This window comes from Mucilaginibacter sp. SMC90, from assembly GCF_022811725.1.
Lineage (GTDB): Bacteria > Bacteroidota > Bacteroidia > Sphingobacteriales > Sphingobacteriaceae > Mucilaginibacter.
Genome location: NZ_CP094527.1, coordinates 1,949,858 through 1,969,157 on the forward strand (window position 1 = coordinate 1,949,858; position 19,300 = coordinate 1,969,157).

9 protein-coding genes are annotated in these 19,300 nt (G+C 44.4%); all 9 read left to right on the top strand.

Translation table 11 applies throughout. The features are described from left to right. The first annotated feature begins 142 nt into the window (after positions 1-142). The 9 genes from rhaM (at position 143) to MTO98_RS08585 (ending at position 19,300) form a co-directional block, all read left to right on the top strand. Positions 143-457, top strand: coding sequence for an L-rhamnose mutarotase (gene rhaM, locus MTO98_RS08545; RefSeq protein ID WP_243486229.1), 315 nt, complete (start codon positions 143-145; stop codon positions 455-457). A 92-nt stretch (positions 458-549) separates the two neighbouring features. Continuing rightward, complete coding sequence (locus tag MTO98_RS08550; RefSeq protein WP_243486230.1) at positions 550-4,209, top strand: DUF4450 domain-containing protein; 3,660 nt, start codon at positions 550-552, stop codon at positions 4,207-4,209. 173 nt (positions 4,210-4,382) lie between these two features. Next, the gene (locus tag MTO98_RS08555; RefSeq protein ID WP_243486231.1) at positions 4,383-5,726 is read left to right on the top strand and encodes a rhamnogalacturonan acetylesterase; all 1,344 of its coding nucleotides are present in this window, start codon (positions 4,383-4,385) and stop codon (positions 5,724-5,726) included. Positions 5,727-5,764: 38 nt separating this feature from the next. Beyond that, positions 5,765-6,985 carry an oligogalacturonate lyase family protein gene (locus tag MTO98_RS08560; RefSeq protein WP_243486232.1) on the top strand — a complete coding sequence of 407 codons (1,221 nt, stop codon included), beginning with the start codon at positions 5,765-5,767 and terminating at the stop codon, positions 6,983-6,985. A 13-nt stretch (positions 6,986-6,998) separates the two neighbouring features. After that, a complete protein-coding gene (locus MTO98_RS08565) occupies positions 6,999-9,857 on the top strand; it encodes a glycosyl hydrolase (RefSeq protein WP_243486233.1) in 2,859 nt (952 codons plus the stop codon). Positions 9,858-10,028: 171 nt separating this feature from the next. Further along, entirely contained in the window at positions 10,029-13,244 is a 3,216-nt protein-coding gene (locus MTO98_RS08570; protein ID WP_243486234.1) for a TonB-dependent receptor, read from the top strand. A gap of 19 nt (positions 13,245-13,263) precedes the next feature. Next, a complete protein-coding gene (locus MTO98_RS08575; RefSeq protein ID WP_243486235.1) occupies positions 13,264-14,787 on the top strand; it encodes a RagB/SusD family nutrient uptake outer membrane protein in 1,524 nt (507 codons plus the stop codon). A 189-nt stretch (positions 14,788-14,976) separates the two neighbouring features. After that, positions 14,977-16,386 carry a glycoside hydrolase family 28 protein gene (locus MTO98_RS08580; RefSeq protein WP_243486236.1) on the top strand — a complete coding sequence of 470 codons (1,410 nt, stop codon included), beginning with the start codon at positions 14,977-14,979 and terminating at the stop codon, positions 16,384-16,386. Beyond that, entirely contained in the window at positions 16,373-19,300 is a 2,928-nt protein-coding gene (locus MTO98_RS08585; RefSeq protein ID WP_243486237.1) for a sugar-binding domain-containing protein, read from the top strand. The genes MTO98_RS08580 and MTO98_RS08585 overlap by 14 nt, the downstream gene beginning before the upstream one ends.

Below are 19,300 nucleotides of genomic sequence, written 5' to 3' on the forward strand. Positions count from 1 at the left end.
GCAACTTCATGACACTACAGGATGGTTATTTGATGAAAGCGATCTTATTTTGATGAATAAGAAATTTCATGAATGCAAATGAACGCTTTCTCCGGAATTTACTTATGACCAATTATCTAACTAATCTTTTATAGAGTTTATTATGGAGCGGGTTGCATTTAAGATGAAGCTCTTTGCTGGCTTTGAGCAGGAGTATAAAAAACGTCATGACGAAATATGGCCCGAGTTGTCGGCCTTGTTAAAAAGTACGGGAATAACCGATTATGCAATATTTCTCGACGAAGAAACCAATGTACTTATCGGTGTTTTAAAAATTGCCGAAAAAACGGCTATGGATATGCTGCCAGCCAACCCGGTTATGCAGAAATGGTGGGCTTATATGAGCGATATTATGGAAAGTAACCCGGATGGATCGCCGGTGAGTACGCCATTAAAAGAGGTTTTTTATTTACCGTAGATGAATAACTGATGCTGTTGGTGCCCAAATACATAAGCCCTTGTTTAAAAGCTGTCCGCAATATAATAGGATATATATGTTTCCTGGTGCTCATGCTGCTGTTATCAGTGATGAGGGGACATGGGCAAACGCAAACAAAGCTTTGGCATAATGCAGCGCGCGAATTGCGTTATCATCCTGATGGGCAGGATTTTGTGATCCTGAACGGGAAGCATCGTTTTAACAGGGGATTGTATGGCACCAATACCGCATTCAGGGTTGAAGCCGGCGATTTACCCGAGTTTGCCCTTTACCTGCCCGGAATGGGGGGCAATCTTAAATTCGGAATTGTAAAGAGCCATCAAAGCAAATGGCTGATTAACGCCCGGTATATCGAGGCTCGGTATCGTCCGGGGAGCATGATCTATACTATTAAAGACAGTTTGTTGGGTATACATGGTGTTGTTACAATAAAAGTATTGGCGGGTTCAGCGTCTGAATGTATGTTGGTAAAGGTCGGTTTTCATGGTGTTGACAAACAGGTGAAACTATTTTGGGCCTTCGGAGGTGCCACCGGGAAAAAGTTTTCGAGAGATGGCGATATCGGGGCCGACCCGGAGTCAAGCTTTTACATGCGGCCGGATTATTGTAAGGGCAATGAGTTTTCATTTAATGACAGGCATTTTACCCTCAATTTTAGCGGTAAAAGTATAAGTGAAGCCGGACGTTATGAAAATGACCAGGTTAAATCAGCCACTCAGAAAGCCGAAATGACTACTAAAAATGTGCTATACGGCGTTTATCCCGAGTCGGCAAATGTTCATCTCGTCAATGCCGATACGCAAAGTTCGCCAGCAGCGATGTTAGGTTCCGGATCGGAAGAAAAACCTGTTATTGCAGGTTTAACAGCATTTACATCGGGGGGAAATAAATACTGGATGATCATTAACGGGCAGAAACCTGGTGAGGCTGATGTTGAAAAGCTTTTTAACCAAGCGGAAGCTTCGGTAAAAAAAATATCCTCAAGGGTTGTTGTTCATACGCCCGATCCTTTTATCAATACTATAGGAGGGGCGCTTAGTATAGCAGCTGATGGCATTTGGGAAGAACCTTCATACCTGCATGGGGCAGTGGCCTGGCGTATGCGCCTGCCGGCCTGGCGGGGCCCTTATGTGGCCGATCCGTTGGGATGGCATGACCGCGCATGGTCGCATTTTAGCAGTTATGCGCTATCGCAGATTACGGAGCCTGCAACTGGGCCTGTTGTAGCGGATACCGCCCTTCACATAGCAAGGCAACTTGAAAAGCTGGGCACGTCCATGTTCAGCAGCGGTTATATCAGTCGTAACCCGGGAGGTGATATCCGTCCGCACCATTATGATATGAACCTGGTATTTGTTGATGAGTTGCTTAATCATTTTAAATGGACAGGTGATTTAAATGAAGTAAGAAAGATGTGGCCGGTCATTGAGCGGCACCTGGCCTGGGAAAAACGCAATTTTGATGCTGATGGCGATGGATTGTATGATGCCTATTGCGCTATATGGGCCAGCGATGCCTTGCAATATAGTGGAGGCGGGGTAACGCATTCATCGGCTTATAATTACCGGGCAAATAAAACGGCAGCTTACCTGGCCGGGCTGATCGGTAAAGATCCAGCACCTTATGAGCTGGAGGCCAATAAAATTCTTTCAGCTATCAACACAGCATTATGGATGCCGGCCACGGGAAGCTACGCAGAATACAAGGATCTACTTGGATTACGCCAATTGCATCCTTCGGCAGGTTTGTGGACTATTTATCACGCCATTGATTCAGACGTGCCTAACGCTTTGCAAGCTTATCAGGCGTTAAGATATGTGGATACACAAATGCCGCATATTCCTATATTGGCCAAAGGGCTGTTGGGGAATAACTATTTACTGTCAACCACAAATTGGCTGCCTTATGATTGGTCGCTTAATAACGTAGTAATGGCCGAAAACCTGCACACAGCCTTAGCCTATTGGCAGGGCAACAGGCAGCAGGATGCCTACACGCTTTGGAAGAGCGCAATACTGGAAAGTATGTATTTAGGTACCAGCCCCGGTAATTTTCAGCAAATCTCATTTTACGACGCGCACCGGGGCGAGCTGTATCGTGATTTTGCTGATCCCATAGGCATGGCAGCACGGTCGCTGGTAGAAGGTTTATTCGGTATCAGGCCGGATATGTTAAAAGATACACTGACCATAAAGCCTGGTTTACCCCAGGAATGGAACTACGCATTGTTATCAGTGCCCGATCTGAAATTCGATTATAAACGGGAGGGGGAAATTGATAACTATGTCATCAGCCCATCTTTCAATAAAGCTTCTGTACTGAAATTTCAGGTAGCTGCCAGATCTGTTTCCTTATTGTCGGTTACTTTAAATGGCCGCAAAATCAGGTGGACATCTGTAATAAACGCAACCGGGACGCCTGTTTTGCAAATAATAGCAGGAAGGCAAAAGACATATCGTTTCAAGTTAGTATGGGGTAAAGACCGGCCCCTGGAAATCCAGCCGTCAATTACCTGTATTCCTGATAGTGCACTACATGTTCCACTCCATAAGGCTAAGATTTTGCAGGTCATTGACCCGCAAAAGGTATTAAGCAAGGTCATTATCTCTGGCCAGCAGATCAATCTAACAACAGAGCATTCGCAAGGCGACCATACCTTTTTCGTAAAGCTGAAGCAGGGCAGCTTTACCTGGTGGCACCCGCTGAATTTGAAAATTGTAGCTCCCCTTATTGTAACGGCCGACACGCTGCAAACAGGCAATGGTTTGCAGTTTAAAATAAAAAGTAATTCGGGCAGAAATAATCCTGTATCCGTATCAATTAATCCTGAATTAAAAATAGCTTATAATACGCAGGTTATATTAGATCCATCCCGGAAATCTGCCGATTTAGTGATTCCGGCAGCTAACCTGCTACCTGGCAGCAATCATATTCGTTTATCAGATGGCAAAAACATAACAGATACCAATCTTGTAAACTGGAATATTAATAAACCCGCAGGTTTTAAGGCAGAAATGATTGACCTCAAACCGCATTTTAACGATAAGCTAACGCAGATATTTAAGAACAAATACCTTTCTCCAAGGCCAAACTCAACTACGCTTCAATTGCCCTGGCAGGGAATAGGCAACTGGGCATATCCGTTGGTAACAGCTAATATTGATGATAGCGGATTGAAAAAGGTTGCAGGAGAAAATAGCGGGGCTTTTAGCCTGCCGGACAAGGTGCCATTTGCTACAATAACTGATGATGGTAAAAATATCGTATTCACATCCCATTGGGATAATTATCCTCATGAAATAAGCATTCCGTTAGCCGGAAAAGCGGTTCATATGTATTTATTGATGGCTGGCTCAACAAACCCCATGCAAACACGCATCAACAATGCCGTAATTACTGTCAATTACCAGGATGGTACTCAAACCCTTTTAAACATTAAAAACCCCGAAAACTGGTGGCCTATTGAGCAGGATGACGATTATGATGATTTTGCTTTTAAAACAGGTGGGCCAAGGCCATTACGTGTATATTTCAAAACCGGCGAAGTAACTACCAATCAAGCTAAACATGCAGTTATTAAAGGGTATAGCAACAATGCTGTTGATGGCGGTGCGGGCACCGTACTTGATTTACCCTTAGATAATACAAAGCAATTAAAAAGCCTGCAACTAAAAACAGTTGCCAACGATGTGGTGATAGGTTTGATGGGTATTACCCTTTTACGCGAGTAACGATTACAATAAAATAAGCGGCCAAAACACCTTAAAGTGATGAATTTGTTACAAGAACACCCGCTTCAATCAGGATGGTGCAGGACGCCGTTCGTATAAGCTTGCTATAACTTTATCTATTATAAACCATGGCTCATATAAGCCGGCCAATAACCAGATAAAGTATATCCATAATGATCAAGCTGCCTTACAAGATCTTGCTGTGCGCTGTTTGCGTTTCGTTGCGGCTCATTTTACCCGCACCTCTTTTTGCGCAGGTGGTGAAACCCAGTTTTAAGTTTGACTTTAGCAGCGGGAAAGCAGCGACAGGCTATCAAAAGGTTGGTCCGGACGAGGTTTTTAATGATGCTAAAGGTTATGGCTTTGATTTCGATTCAAAAGTAACAGCTGTAACACGCGATGGCGGAAAGAAACTTACAGGAGGGTATGTAACCGGTGATCAGCCTTTTTATTTTTCGGTAAATGTGCCTGAAGGAAATTACAAGGTTACCTTAACGGTGGGTGATATCAAGGGAGAGGGCAATATCACGGTGCGCGCCGAGTCGCGCAGGTTGATGCTGGAACAGGTAAAGACCAGTAACGGAATTGAAAAGCGGAGCTTTATCGTGAACATCCGTAAGCCCGGTATCAGCAATGGCGGCAAAGTAGCACTTAAACCCCGGGAGTTTGGAAAGTACGATTGGGATGATAAGCTCAGCTTGGAATTTAATGGCGCAAAGCCCTGTGTTGATGCACTGGAAATAGAAAAAGTGGATGACCAGGTAACCGTTTACCTCGCCGGAAATTCAACTGTGGTTGACCAGGACGATGAGCCCTGGTGTTCATGGGGGCAAATGATCACCCGGTTTTTCAAACCCGGTGTGGCCATTGCCGATCATGCCGAATCGGGTCTTAGTCTCGGTAGTTTTTTAAATAGCCACCGCTTGGATAAAGTGCTGAGTGTAATTAAACCGGGCGATTATCTTTTTATAGAGTTCGGGCATAATGATCAGAAAGAAAAAGGCCCGGAGGATGGCGCTTATAAATCATATACAGATCGTTTTAAGTTATTTATTAATAAAATACGGGAGAAAAAAGCTATCCCCGTAATTGTAACCTCCACCAGTCGCCGGGCTTTTGATGATAGCGGTAAAGTAGTGAATACCCTTGGTGACTATCCCGACGCTGCAAGAAAAGTTGCCGCAGAATTAAATGTACCCCTGATAGATCTCAATGTCATGACTGCCAGGTTTTATGAGGCGCTGGGTAACGAGGGATCTAAAAAAGCTTTTGTGTGGTATCCTGCAAATTCATTTCCAAACCAGCCAAAGGACCTGGCCGACAACACCCATTTTAATAGTTATGGTGCCTATGAACTTGCAAAATGCGTTATAGAAGGGATCAAAAGTAATCATCTGGCCATTGAGAGGTATATTATTGATGCGCCGCCTTTTGATCCTGCTCGTCCTGATCCGGCAGAAACATTCAGCCTGCCGGCCAGCCCTAAAAATAGCACTGTAAAACCCGATGGAAATTAACTTTTAATAGACGTTATATAAATCTTGATAAAATGATAATGAACAAAAGACTGTTAGTATTGGCGCTCGTAATTTTACAAGCCGGTACAGCTACTTTAAAAGCCCAGGAAGCAATGGAAACAGGGGGCACCAAATCGATGCCTGCACAATGGATCGATAGCGAAACCGGTCATAAAGTGATCCGCCTGGTGAACCGTGAAAATGACAACGGTAGCTTTTATTTCAACAATACGCCCTTTGTTCCGCAAATAAAGAACGAAGGCGATCTGATGGTATTTTATGGTAAAACGGATAAGGGGGAACAGCTATTCACGGTTAATTTAAAAACGCAAAAAATAGCGCAGTTAACGAACCGGGCAAAAGTATCAGGCGAAATGGTTTGCGCCAAAACCCGCGAAGCTTTTTATCAAAGCGGCGACAGCGTATTCGCTGTAAATGTGAATACCCATAAAACAAGATTTATTTATGCATTTGCACCCGACTTTAAAGGTAGGGTAGGTACTGTAAATGCCGACGGAACGTACATGGCCTGTGTTAAGGCTACCGGCGAACAGGAACGCGAAATACTTGCAAAATACCCCGAAAAGCACGATTTCTTTAACCGGATCTATGATGCGCATATTCAGCATACTCTGTATGTGCTTGATGTTAAGCATAAAACATTAAAACAAATACACCAGGAAAATGAGTGGACAAATCACCTGCTTTTTTCGCCAACAGATCCAGATAATCTTTCCTATTGCCATGAAGGTCCCTGGGAAAAGGTTGACCGGATCTGGAATATCAATATAAAAACCGGCGAAAATAAGCTGTTGCATAAGCGTACTATGGTAAATGAAATAGCCGGTCATGAGTTTTTTTCGCCGCTGGGCAATACCGAATGGTTTGATCTGCAGAAACCCAAGGGACAAACCTTTTTCCTTGCAGGTATCAATATGAAAACAGGAAAAGAAGACCGTGTTTACCAAATGGACAGGAATGAATGGTCGATCCATTTTAATGTAACTAAGGATGAGCAAACATTCGCCGGCGACGGAGGCAATTCCGGGCAAGTGGCTAAAGCACCCGATGGCATGTGGATCTATCTGTTTAAGCCAAACGGCGACCGTTTTAAATCTGAAAAACTGGTAAATATGAAACATCATAATTATCATCTGGAACCCAATGTGCATTTCTCGCCCGATGAAAAATGGATTATCTTCAGGGCTAATTTTGAAGGTCATGAGGGAGTTTACGCTGTAGAAATTGCCAAACATTAATACCCCAAACAGGATGTCATTGATCAAACATAATTTTAAAATAGCTATTGTACTTGCCCTGTTAACAGGTGCTCAAACAGCATCTGCACAGGTTGGCTGGCCCGCGGCTACCGAACAAACCAAGCCCTGGGCCCGTTGGTGGTGGGAGGGCAGCGCGGTAAATAAAAAAGACCTTACCTGGAACATGGAAAGCTACCACAATGCTGGTTTAGGTGGGTTGGAAATTACACCGATTTATGGCGTAAAAGGGGCCGAAAAACAGTTTATACAATACCTGTCGCCGCAATGGGTTGATATGTTAAAGTATACACTGACCGAGGCCAAACGCTTAAATATGGGAATTGATTTGGCTAATGCTACCGGCTGGCCTTTCGGTGGCCCATGGGTTACCAATGAAGATGCCAGTAAAGAGCTGTTCTGGAAAAACTACGATGTTAACGGCGGTGAAAAACTGAATGAACCTGTTGTATTTGTGCAGCAGCCTTTAGTGAGGGCTGATGGCCAGGCCCCAAAAATCACAGACCTGGTAGAACCTATTAGCAGCAATAAAAACCTGCAACTGATGGCCCTTGACCAGGTACGGTTTGAGAAACGGATCCCTTTAACTGTTTTAATGGCTTACGACGGCAAGGGGCAGGCGCTTAACCTTACAAACAAAGTTGATGCAGCCGGCAACCTTAGCTGGACAGCTCCCGCCGGCCAATGGAAGCTATACGCGCTTTTCCAGGGCTGGCATGGTAAAATGGTAGAGCGTGCCGCTCCCGGTGGTGAAGGTTATGTTATCGACCATTTTTCAAAACCGGCCCTTGGTCATTACCTTGCCCGGTTTGATGAGGCATTTAAAGGCCAGGATTTAAGTGGGATCAGAGCATATTTTAATGATTCGTACGAGGTGGATGACGCGCGCGGGCAATCAAACTTTACCCCGTTGTTTTTTGACGAATTTATTAAACGCCGCGGCTATGACCTACGCGATCATTTGCCTGCTCTATTTGGTAACGATAGCAAAGAAAAAAATAACCGCATATTATGCGATTACCGCGAAACCATATCCGATCTTTTACTTGACGATTTTACTAAACCATGGCATGACTGGGCCAAAACAAAGGGCGCATTGATCCGTAATCAATCACATGGTTCGCCATCAAATATACTGGATCTGTATGCCGCTATTGATATTCCTGAAACGGAAGGGGATGACGTGCTGCGATTTAAATTTGCTACCTCGGCAGCGCACGTAATGGGTAAGCCTCTTGCATCGTCCGAGTCGGCAACATGGCTTAATGATCATTTTTTGTCGTCGTTGGGAGATGTTAAACAGGCCATCGATAAGTATTTTGTAGGTGGTGTAAACCATATTTTTTATCATGGTATCAGTTATTCGCCTCAAAATGCTCAATGGCCGGGCTGGTTATTTTATGCGGCGGTTCATTTTAATCAAACCAACCCGTTCTGGAATGACTTTTCGACCTTAAATCAGTATATAACCAATTGCCAGTCGTTTTTGCAGCAAGGAAAGCCCAACAATGATGTGTTGGTTTACTACCCGTTATTTGACAGTTTCTCTGAACCGGGGGATAGGGGCTTGCTCAAGCATTATGATGCCATGAAGCCGGATTTCAAGGGTACAGGGTTTGAGTCATCAACCGAAGAAATGCTTAAAAAGGGCTATACATTTGATTTTATATCAGATAAGCAGATAATGGGCCTGCAAAGTTCAGGCAACCAGATTTTAACCGCTGGTCTTGATTATAAAACCATCCTTTTGCCCGATAATAAATACATCCCGCTTGAAACCTTCAATAAAATGGTGGAGCTGGCAAAGGCAGGGGCAACAATAGTGGCGTACAAAAAACTTCCGTCGGATGTACCGGGATATTCCGGATTGCAGGAACGTGAAAAAGCATTTAATGATTTACTTTCCTCACTTAAGTTTACCACTAAAAATAATGGTGTTAAAGTTGCCGCAATTGGTAAAGGTCGTTTCTTGATTGCTGATGATGTTTCCTCATTACTTGATGCAGCAGGCATCAGCAGGGAGCAAATGACAGATAATGGTTTACAGTTTGTACGCCGTACTTATAAAAACGGTAACAGCTATTTTATATCAAATACTGGCGGCAGCCCGGTTAATGGCTGGGTAGATCTATCGGTCAATGCAGCATCTGTAGTGGTATTTGATCCCATGACTAAAGTTTACGGATCGGCAAAGATCAGGAAACAGGCCGGCGGCAAAACCGGTGTGTACCTGCAATTGCTGCCCGGAGAGAGCTGTATTTTACAAACCTTACCGGTAAAAATTAAAACGGCTGACTACACCTATTACCAGGCCGCGGGCAAATCAATACCTGTAAGCGGTACATGGGCGCTAAACTTTACCCAAGGCGGCCCAACGTTACCGCAGCCAATAAAAACGGAACAGCTTAAATCATGGACAGAATTAGGCGGTGATGACCTTAAAGCTTTTTCCGGAACGGGTAGTTATACTATCAGCTTTAAAAAGCCGGCTCAAAATACCTTTGCCTGGAAGCTTAACCTGGGCAAGGTTAACGAAAATGCGGAGGTTTATCTCAATGGTAAAAAGCTGGCTACATTGATAGGGCCGGAGTACGTAGTTACAATACCTTCAGCACAGTTAAGGACGGTTAACCAACTGCAGATCCGGGTAGCTAACCTTATGGCCAACAGGATCATTGATATGGACAAAAAGCATGTCCTTTACCGCATCTTCTATAACACCAATTTTCAATCGCATAGTGCGGGTTCCAAAGGGCCGGACGGCCTTTTTACGGCTATAAATTGGGAGCCGAAGTCATCCGGTTTGATTGGGCCGGTAACGCTTGAGCCGGTTAAACAGCTGTTTATTAAATAATTATTTAATGGGTTTATTTAAAAAAGGAGGCCGGAACGGGCCTCCTTTTTTTGTGTTTTTAACGCTGTTAAGCAGGACACTACAGGATGGTGTTATTGAAATTAACTTTTATGTTCGTATATACAATTATAACCCAGGCTGTACCAACAGTAAACCCCTTAACTTGATTTTATGAAAAGAATTTTTATTCATTCTTGTAAAATGCTATTGCTATTACTGCTCTTTAATATGGCAGGAGCAGACAGTGTTTTTGCACAACAGCTTAGCATTACGGGTACCATTACAGATAGTAAGCACCAACCGGTTTCGGCTGCTTCTGTGCAAATAAAAGGCACAAAATCGGGTACCACTTCCGACCTTGACGGAAAATATAATATCAAGGCTGCTGCAGGGCAGGTGCTGATATTTAAATCGATGGGTTTTGACGCCAAAGAAGTTACCGTAGGCACAAGCAATACCATCAACGTTACCTTAACCGAAGCCGAATCGCAATTGAACGAAGTAGTAGTTATTGGCTACGGCGCTCAAAAGCGGGCCAATGTTACCGGCTCGCAGGCCACATTTAAGGCAGATAACTTAAACGAGCGGGCTATAACACGTGTTGACCAGGCACTTGTAGGTCAAATGGCAGGTGTAACCGTTAAACAAACAACAGGTGTACCGGGTAAAGCATTTAGTGTTAACGTACGCGGCAGCGGCTCTATAAGTGCCGGTAATGAACCACTTTACGTAATAGATGGCTTTCCTTTGTCTGTATCAGCTATAGGCAGTGGTGGCAGCTTTGGATCAGGGAACCCGCTCGATAATATCAATCCAAACGATATCGAAGATATCCAGGTTTTAAAGGATGCGGCGGCAGCGGCAATTTACGGTTCGCGGGCGTCAAACGGCGTTGTTTTGATCACCACTAAAAAAGGAAAATCGGGCAAGGCTAAAATTAGTTACAGTGCTTATTACGGTTACAACGCGGCAGCCAAGTATTTGCCAATGCTCAACGGCGATCAATGGATTGACAGGGCTACAGAAATGATCAACGCTGCTTATGTGCTCAAATTTGGAGCGCAAGGGGCAACTGCAAGTGATGATAATGCAACACGCCAGGCACTTAATGGCGGTGCTTTTAGCTCGGCCTATATGCTTGATCCCAGATGGGCTATGCCAGGACATCCGGGTTTACAATATATAGATTGGGAGAAAGCGATTGAGCAAAAAGGAGCTATGCAAAACCAGGCGCTGAGTGCAAGCGGCGGCAATGAATTTGTAAATTATTTTATTTCAGGAAACTACGCCAATCAGGATGGTTTTGTGAAAGGCCTGGGTTATAAAGCATATTCGGCAAGGGCTAATGTGGAAGTGCATGCTGCTAAAAATTTAAAATTAGGTTTAAACATTGCGCCTACCTACTCCATTTCGCAGGATCCGGGTGTTGAGGGAAAAGATAATATTTTTCACCAGGCCATAAGCTATAGCCCAATACAGGAAGATACGGTAGGTTTATATCCAAATGCGTTTAAAAACGGGCAATATACCTGGGGCAACTCGGCAAACAGCCCTATAGCCAAATTGGAGAACAAAGTAGGGCAAACCAAAAAATATCGCACACTGGGCAGCATATTTGCCGAATACGAAATTATAAAAGGCTTAACATTAAGGAGCTCACTAAACCTTGATAATGTTGATAACGCATCTAACAGTTACACGCCGTACACTATTGCAGGTACTTTGGCATCCAGAACGTTTAACGCGGCTACCAATGCCAACCTAACCGCTAACACTTCGGGTTCGTACAGTACTTTTAAAAGACAAACATTTGTTAATGAAAATACGCTTACCTATAATACCACCATTCACGCAAACCACAGCCTGAGTATATTATTAGGTCAGTCTTACAACACTGATCGTTTAGACCAATCCACGCTATCATCTGTTGGCGGTTATACCAGCAGTGTTATCCAAACCTTAAATGCTGCTGCCAATGTAACAGGCAACACAACCGGAACCAAAAGTGTTTTGGTATCATACTTTAGCCGTGCACAATATGCCTATAAAAACAAATACCTTTTATCTGCAAGCTTGCGTGAAGACGGATCGTCAAGATTTGGCGGCAATACCAAATATGGTGTTTTCCCTTCAGCATCGGTAGGCTGGCGCATCATCCAGGAAGATTTTATGAAAAGGCTGCCTGTAATGAGCGATTTGAAACTGCGCTTTAGCTATGGTGTAAACGGTAACAATAGCATTGCCGACTACGGAAGTATTTCACAAATAGGTTCATACGGATATGTTTTAGGCTCGCCACAGGCATTAGCTATTGGTCAGGCCCCAAGCAACTTACCAAACCCTGATATCAAATGGGAAAAATCGCAAACCTATGATGTGGGTCTCGACTTCGGATTTTTCAGCAACCGTTTAACAGGTTCATTTGATTACTATAATAAATTAAATACCGACTTATTGCTGAATGTACCTATCCTCCAATCCACTGGTTTTAGCAGCCAGCTGCGCAACGCCGGTTCGGTGCGTAACATTGGTCAGGAGCTGGAGTTAACCAGCCGTAATTTAGTAGGCAAGGTTCAGTGGAGCACATCAATTAATATCAGCCATTATAAAAATAAGATCGTTAGCCTTTATGGTAACCAGCAACAAATTATAATCCCAAATTCATTTGATGTTTCTGATGCTATTTTGCGCGTAGGGCAGCCGATAAACAGTATTTATGTTGTAAAACAAATAGGTTTCCTTACCCAGGCAGATCTTGATAACCATGTGGCAACCTATGGTACAGGCGAAACCGTTGGTGATCCCAAATACCAGGACCTGAATGGTGATGGTGTAATAACCGAAGCCGATAAGCAAATTGTTGGTCATCCAAACCCTACTTATACCTGGGGTATCACCAATACCGTACGCTGGAAAGGTTTTGACCTTACTGTTTTAGTGCAGGGCCAAAACGGCGGATCAATTTATTCCTTACTGGGCAGGGCTATCACCCGTACAGGTCAGGGCTTTACTGATAACGCTCCTGCATTTTATGATAACCGCTGGAGATCACCTGAAAACCAGGGTGCAGGCCGGGTTAGCAAAGCCTACTCTACATTTGGTTTCGTAGCCAATACCGATTGGTTGTATTCTTCAGATTATGTGAGGGTTAGAAATATCACGTTAGGGTACGATCTTAAAAATATATTTAAAACCAAAGTTTTAGGAGCAGCACGCCTGTATGTTACCGCCGAAAACTTCTTTGGGCATGATAAATATTATGGAGGTTTCAATCCCGAGGCGCAAAATACAGCCATCAGTTCTGACAGTAACTACCCCGAAGCAGGTGATTACGGAGGCTTGCCATTAGCTAAATCATTGATCTTCGGGCTAAATGTTACTTTTTAATTATTTCAACATTATCAAAATGAAAAAGATATTTTTTCTATCAACCATATCAGCTGTGTTTTTAATGGCCTCCTGTAATAAGGATTTAAACCAGGTGCCTATATCCAGCTCAACAACGGCAACTTTTTACAGGTCGCCGAGTGATTTTTTGCAGGCTACAAACGCTATTTATGCCGATCTGCACAATTACCCGGTACGATTGGCCAATATGTCCGAGATCCGTTCGGATAATATTTATGGCGTTTCGGTTACCGTGCGTGACTGGGACCCGGTGAATGATTTCTCGCCATCGTTAGCTGCAAACGCGTATGTTACCGAAGCCTGGGGAACCGATTTTAACGGTATTTTCAGGGCTAATACCCTGCTTGACCAGGTTGCTAAAAATGGCAGTTATATAGGCTCTGCATCATTAGCCACGAGGTTGCAGGCCGAAGCCAAATTTCTGCGGGCATTTTATTATTTCGACCTGGTGAGGTATTATGGTAAGCTTCCTGTTATTGACCATCCGGTTACTGCACCCGAGGCCAATGCAATAGGCCGTAGTTCTGTAGCAGATGTGTACAAACTGATCATAGCCGATCTGCAATCGGCGATAACTGATTTGCCTGTAAGCTATACCGGGGTAGATGTAGGCCGTGCTACCAAATACGCAGCAGAAGCTTTGCTGGCACAGGTTTATATGGCTAAATCGGCACCGAATTATGGTATAGAAGGTCCCGGAACAGGATCAAACGAATGGAATTTGGCTTTGCCATTACTACAGGATATTATCAGCAGCGGAAAGTTTGCTTTTGAACCCACCTATAGCAACATTTTTTCATATACCAACCAAAGTCCTGCTGTTAATAAAGAGGCTGTTTTTGATGTAATGTATACAAGTGGCATCAGTGGCTCAAGCGACCTTTACGGAGCATCGTTTCCGTGGGTGCTTGCTCCAAATACCTACTTTTTATCTATTAAGGATACCAAATCAAACGGAAGCCTGGAAATTATCCCGGTATCAAACGATCTGGCAAACAGTTATGATGCTGCCGACGTACGGAAGGCATTTAGTATAAATACCGCAGGTTACACCAACGCGGGCAGTACAGAAATTCGTCCGTTCTTTAAAAAATGGCTTGATATAACCAAAATTCCAACTGCCAGCCGTTTTGATTGGGGAATTAACTTTATTGCCATCAGGTATACCGATGTTTTAATGCTTAAAGCCGAGTGTATCTTGAACGGCGCAACAGGAGGCTCACAGGCTGATGTTGATGCTATTGTTAACCAGGTACGTACAAGGGCCGGGCTGCCGTCAGTAACAGGCGTAACGCTTGCCCAGTTGTTTGATGAGCGCCGCAGGGAATTTGCCGATGAGGGCTCGCGCTGGTTCGACCTGCAAAGGAGCGGTAACCTGCTAACCATTATGAATAGCTGGATTGCCAAGGAAGATGCTCAGAAAGCTATCAAACCGGTTATAGCTAATTACGTTATTTACCCTGTACCGCAAACACAACTTGATGCTGCACCAGGGTTATATACACAAAACCCGGGGTATTGATCAGGATAATTCATCAATTATCCTGATCGTCATAAAAATGGTTTATTCTTCGTGTTTCGGAGAGTAAACCATTTTTATAAAGTTTATCGGGTGATTTGTATGCAATAGTTAATACGTGTTGATATCGGTTTATTAGCCTTAGGGTTTGTGCGTTCCGCTTTCAGCTTTATTTTAAGAATAAACTTACCTATGAAATTATTATGTTATTCTGTTTTCCTGATGGTTATTACCGCAAATGTTGTAAACGGGCAAACTAACCTGGATTGGGCCAAAAAGGTCGGTGCCAGGCAATCTCCCCAAAAAACAACGGTGTGGTATGTAAATGATAATGGTGCGGCTAATGATGGCAACACCATAAATACAACTGCCATACAAAAAACTATCGATCAATGTTCGGCAAAAGGTGGTGGTATAGTTACATTTAAGCCCGGCAAATATTTAACAGGCTCCATTTTTTTGAAGAAAAACGTTTGCCTGAATATTGATCAAGGTGTGGAGCTATTGGGCAGCCAGGATATAAAGGACTACCCAGAAATTGATACCCGTGTTGCCGGTATTGAAATGAAATGGCCTGCCGCGCTGATCAACATAGCCGGGCAAACCAACGTGGCAATTACCGGAAAAGGATTGGTAAATGCGCAGGGTAAGCCGTTTTGGGATATTTACCGCAAAATGCGATCCGAATATGATCCCAAAGGCTTGCGCTGGATAGTTGATTATGATGCCAAACGTCCCCGTACGCTGCTGGTTTCCAACTCTCAGGATGTTACCATCAAAAATATTACGCTACAGCAGGCCGGGTTCTGGACGGTGCAGCTGCTTTACTCCGGTTATGTTACTGTTGATGGTATTACCATCCGCAACAACGTTGACGGTCATGGGCCCTCGACAGATGGTATAGATATAGATTCGTCCAGCTGGATCCTGGTGCAAAACTGCGATATTGACTGTAACGATGATGATTTTTGCCTTAAAGCCGGTCGCGATTGGGACGGGTTGAGGGTAAACAGGCCAACCGAGTATGTTGTGATCCGCAAGTGCATCTCAAGGGCAGGAGCGGGCTTGCTTACCTGCGGCAGTGAAACATCGGGAGGGATCAGGCACGTGCTTGCTACCGACCTCATAGGTAATGGAACCAGTAACGGCCTGAACATTAAATCGGCCATAACGAGGGGCGGCACGGTGGAGGATATTCACTTTACCAATATAACCATGAATGGCGTGGGTACAGCTTTTCAAATCACCATGAACTGGAACCCAACCTATAGCTATTCCAAATTACCCGACGGGTATAATGAGGCTACGCTGCCCGATCATTGGAAAAAGATCCTGCATAAAGTGGAGCCTGCCGAAAAGGGGATCCCGCATTTTAAGGATGTTTATATTTCAAACATTAAAGTAACGGGTGCAAAAAAAGCCATTAATGCCATAGGGCTTAAAGAATCAACCATGCAAGATTTTCATTTTGATGGGGTTAATATTGAGTCGGGCACCGCGGGCGATGTGCAGTTTGCGCAGGCATGGGAGTGGAAAAACTCACAGATCGTTACCCAGGACAATACTAAACTTAATTTAACTGACGCCGGTGCTGCTCAATAATAAATACAAGACTTTAAAAAGGCCCCTGCTTTGCATAATTGCGGGTTTGGGAATGCTTTTTTGTGCCTGGTCAGTTCCTCCTGTGCAAAAGAATGGTAACGTTATTTCACTGGCAGGGCAATGGCAGTTTCAAATGGATCCGGTTGATAGGGGGATAACAGAAAAGTGGTTCTTAAGGTCGCTGACAGATACTATTCATTTGCCGGGCTCCATGACGCAAAACTTAAAGGGGGATGATATAACCCTTAAAACAAAATGGACAGGCAGTATTTACGATAGTTCGTGGTTTTACAACCCGCGTTTGGCAAAGTACAGGGTACCCGGCAACCTCAAAATACCTTTCTGGCTTACACCGCCCAAGCACTATACAGGTGCGGCATGGTATAAAAAGGAAGTAATTATTCCCGCGGATTGGAAAGATAAACATCTTGTACTTTTCCTGGAGCGGGCCCATACCGAAACCAGGCTATGGGTTGATGATACTGAAATCGGTATGCAAAACAGCCTGGTGGCCCCGCATCAGTTTGATCTGGGAGACAAACTATCACCCGGAAAGCATCAGATCACACTTTGTATTGATAACCGCGTTAAAGCCATCAATGTAGGGCCCGATTCTCATAGTATTACCGATCATACACAGGGCAGCTGGAATGGTGTGATCGGCAAAATGGAGCTGAGAGCCGGAGACCAAACCTGGTTTGACGATATACAGGTTTACCCTGATCTGAAACAAAAAACAGCTCATATCAAAATACGGGTAAAAACAGAACGGACATCTGTTGCCGGCACTATTACCCTTTCGGCCAAGGCATTTAATACCACAATTTCACAGCTTATACCGGCTGTTAGCAAACCTGTTAATATCAAAGATACTGTGGCCGAGTTTAGCATCGATTTGCCAACGGGGACTAAAATGCAAACCTGGGATGAGTTTACCCCGGTTTTATATCAGCTTACCGCTACTTTGCGTACCGCCGCCGGGGCAACCGATACCAGGAAACTGATTTTCGGTATGCATGAGTTTAAGGCTGATGGAAAGACATTTACCATAAACGGCAAACCCGTTTTTCTGCGCGGTACGGTGAACAACTGCGAGTTCCCGCTCACCGGTTACCCGCCCACTACCGAAGCAGAATGGGACAGGATCTTCAAGATTTGCAGAGAACATGGACTTAACCACATGCGGTTTCACTCCTGGTGCCCGCCCGAGGCCGCTTTTGATGCAGCTGATAAAGCCGGCTTCTACTTGCATGTAGAAGGGCCTTCATGGGCAAATCACGGCAGCGGTTTAGGTTTGGGGAGGCCAATTGACCAGTATATTTATGACGAAACCAACCGCATGGTTAAATGGTATGGCAATCATCCTTCATTTTGCATGATGGCTTATGGCAATGAGCCCAGCGGCAAACAAGTAGAATACCTTACCAAATTTGTTGACTATTGGAAAGCCAAAGACCCCCGCAGGCTATACACAGGGGCAGCGGTAGGCGGCAGCTGGCCGGTGATCCCCAATAATGAATATATGGCCCGCGCAGGGGCAAGAGGCCTGGCCTGGAACCAACGCCCCGAGAGCTATTCGGACTATAGCAAGCAGATAGCGCAGTTTAATGTACCCTTTGTAGCCCACGAAATGGGACAGTATTGCGCCTTCCCCGATTTTAAGGAGATTGAAAAGTATACCGGGATCTACAAGGCCAAAAATTTTGAACTTTTTCAGGAAGACCTTAAAGACCACGGCATGGCCGATGAAGCCGAAAAATTCCTGATGGCGTCCGGAAAATTACAGGCTTTATGTTATAAGCATGAAATTGAAAAAGCCATGCGTACGCCCGGGTATTCGGGATTTCAGTTGCTTTCACTCAATGATTATCCGGGGCAGGGGACGGCCCTGGTGGGGGTACTGAATGCCTTTTGGGATAGCAAGGGCTATATTACAGCAAAACAGTTTGCCCGGTTTTGCAATGCCACCGTACCACTTATCCGTACCGAAAAGTTTGTATATCAAAACAATGAAATGCTGAAAGCGCAGGTTGAACTGTTTAACTACAGCAAACCTATAACCGCTGCGCTGAGCTGGAAATTAACCGATGCACAGCATAAGGTGATCAGCCAGGGTGTTTTGGATAAAAAAAGTTATGTAATGGGTAACTGCCAGCAGGCGGGGATAATCAATGTGCCGCTATCAAAAATAAAATCACCCGAAAAACTGAATCTCGAAGTATCCGTGCCCAATACCCAATACATAAACGACTGGGATTTTTGGGTGTATCCGGCAACCTTGCCCGAGGTGAAAGCCGACGTGTACTACACCACAGTGCTGGATGATAAGGCAAAAGAGGTACTCAATAATGGCGGCAAAGTATTTCTGAATACCTCGGGTAAGGTAGTCAAGGGTAAGGAAATTATACAATCTTTCACGCCGGTTTTCTGGAATACTTCCTGGTTTAAGATGCGGCCTCCGCACACGCTGGGTTTTGTTTGCGATCCTAAGCATCCTGCATTTAATGATTTTCCAACATCATCGTACAGTGAGATACAATGGTGGGATATCCTGTCGAATGCGCAGGTAATGCACCTGGAAGATTTCCCGGCAGCATTCAGGCCTGTTATCCAGCCTATTGATACCTGGTTCATGAACCGCCGTTTAGCATTATTATTTGAAGCGAGGGTAGGTAAGGGGAGCCTGATGGTAAGCAGCGCCGATCTTTCGCCAACAACCGGCGATGACAGGCCGGCGGCGAAGCAATTATATTACAGTATTTTAAAATATATGTCTTCACCGCAGTTTAAACCTGCTGATATGATAGCGATGGAGACTATTGAAAATCTTTTTAAAACGGCTTCAAAGGAGGTGTTTGTGTCATATACCAATGGCGCGCCTGACGAACTGAAGCCCAAAAACATCAAAAAATAA

Bases quoted from the DNA above. Each gene is read 5' to 3' on its own strand.
- rhaM (WP_243486229.1), top strand. From the start codon at position 143: ATGGAGCGGGTTGCATTTAAGATGAAGCTCTTTGCTGGCTTTGAGCAG.
- MTO98_RS08550 (WP_243486230.1), top strand. From the start codon at position 550: ATGCTGCTGTTATCAGTGATGAGGGGACATGGGCAAACGCAAACAAAG.
- MTO98_RS08555 (WP_243486231.1), top strand. From the start codon at position 4,383: ATGATCAAGCTGCCTTACAAGATCTTGCTGTGCGCTGTTTGCGTTTCG.
- MTO98_RS08560 (WP_243486232.1), top strand. From the start codon at position 5,765: ATGAACAAAAGACTGTTAGTATTGGCGCTCGTAATTTTACAAGCCGGT.
- MTO98_RS08565 (WP_243486233.1), top strand. From the start codon at position 6,999: ATGTCATTGATCAAACATAATTTTAAAATAGCTATTGTACTTGCCCTG.
- MTO98_RS08570 (WP_243486234.1), top strand. From the start codon at position 10,029: ATGAAAAGAATTTTTATTCATTCTTGTAAAATGCTATTGCTATTACTG.
- MTO98_RS08575 (WP_243486235.1), top strand. From the start codon at position 13,264: ATGAAAAAGATATTTTTTCTATCAACCATATCAGCTGTGTTTTTAATG.
- MTO98_RS08580 (WP_243486236.1), top strand. From the start codon at position 14,977: ATGAAATTATTATGTTATTCTGTTTTCCTGATGGTTATTACCGCAAAT.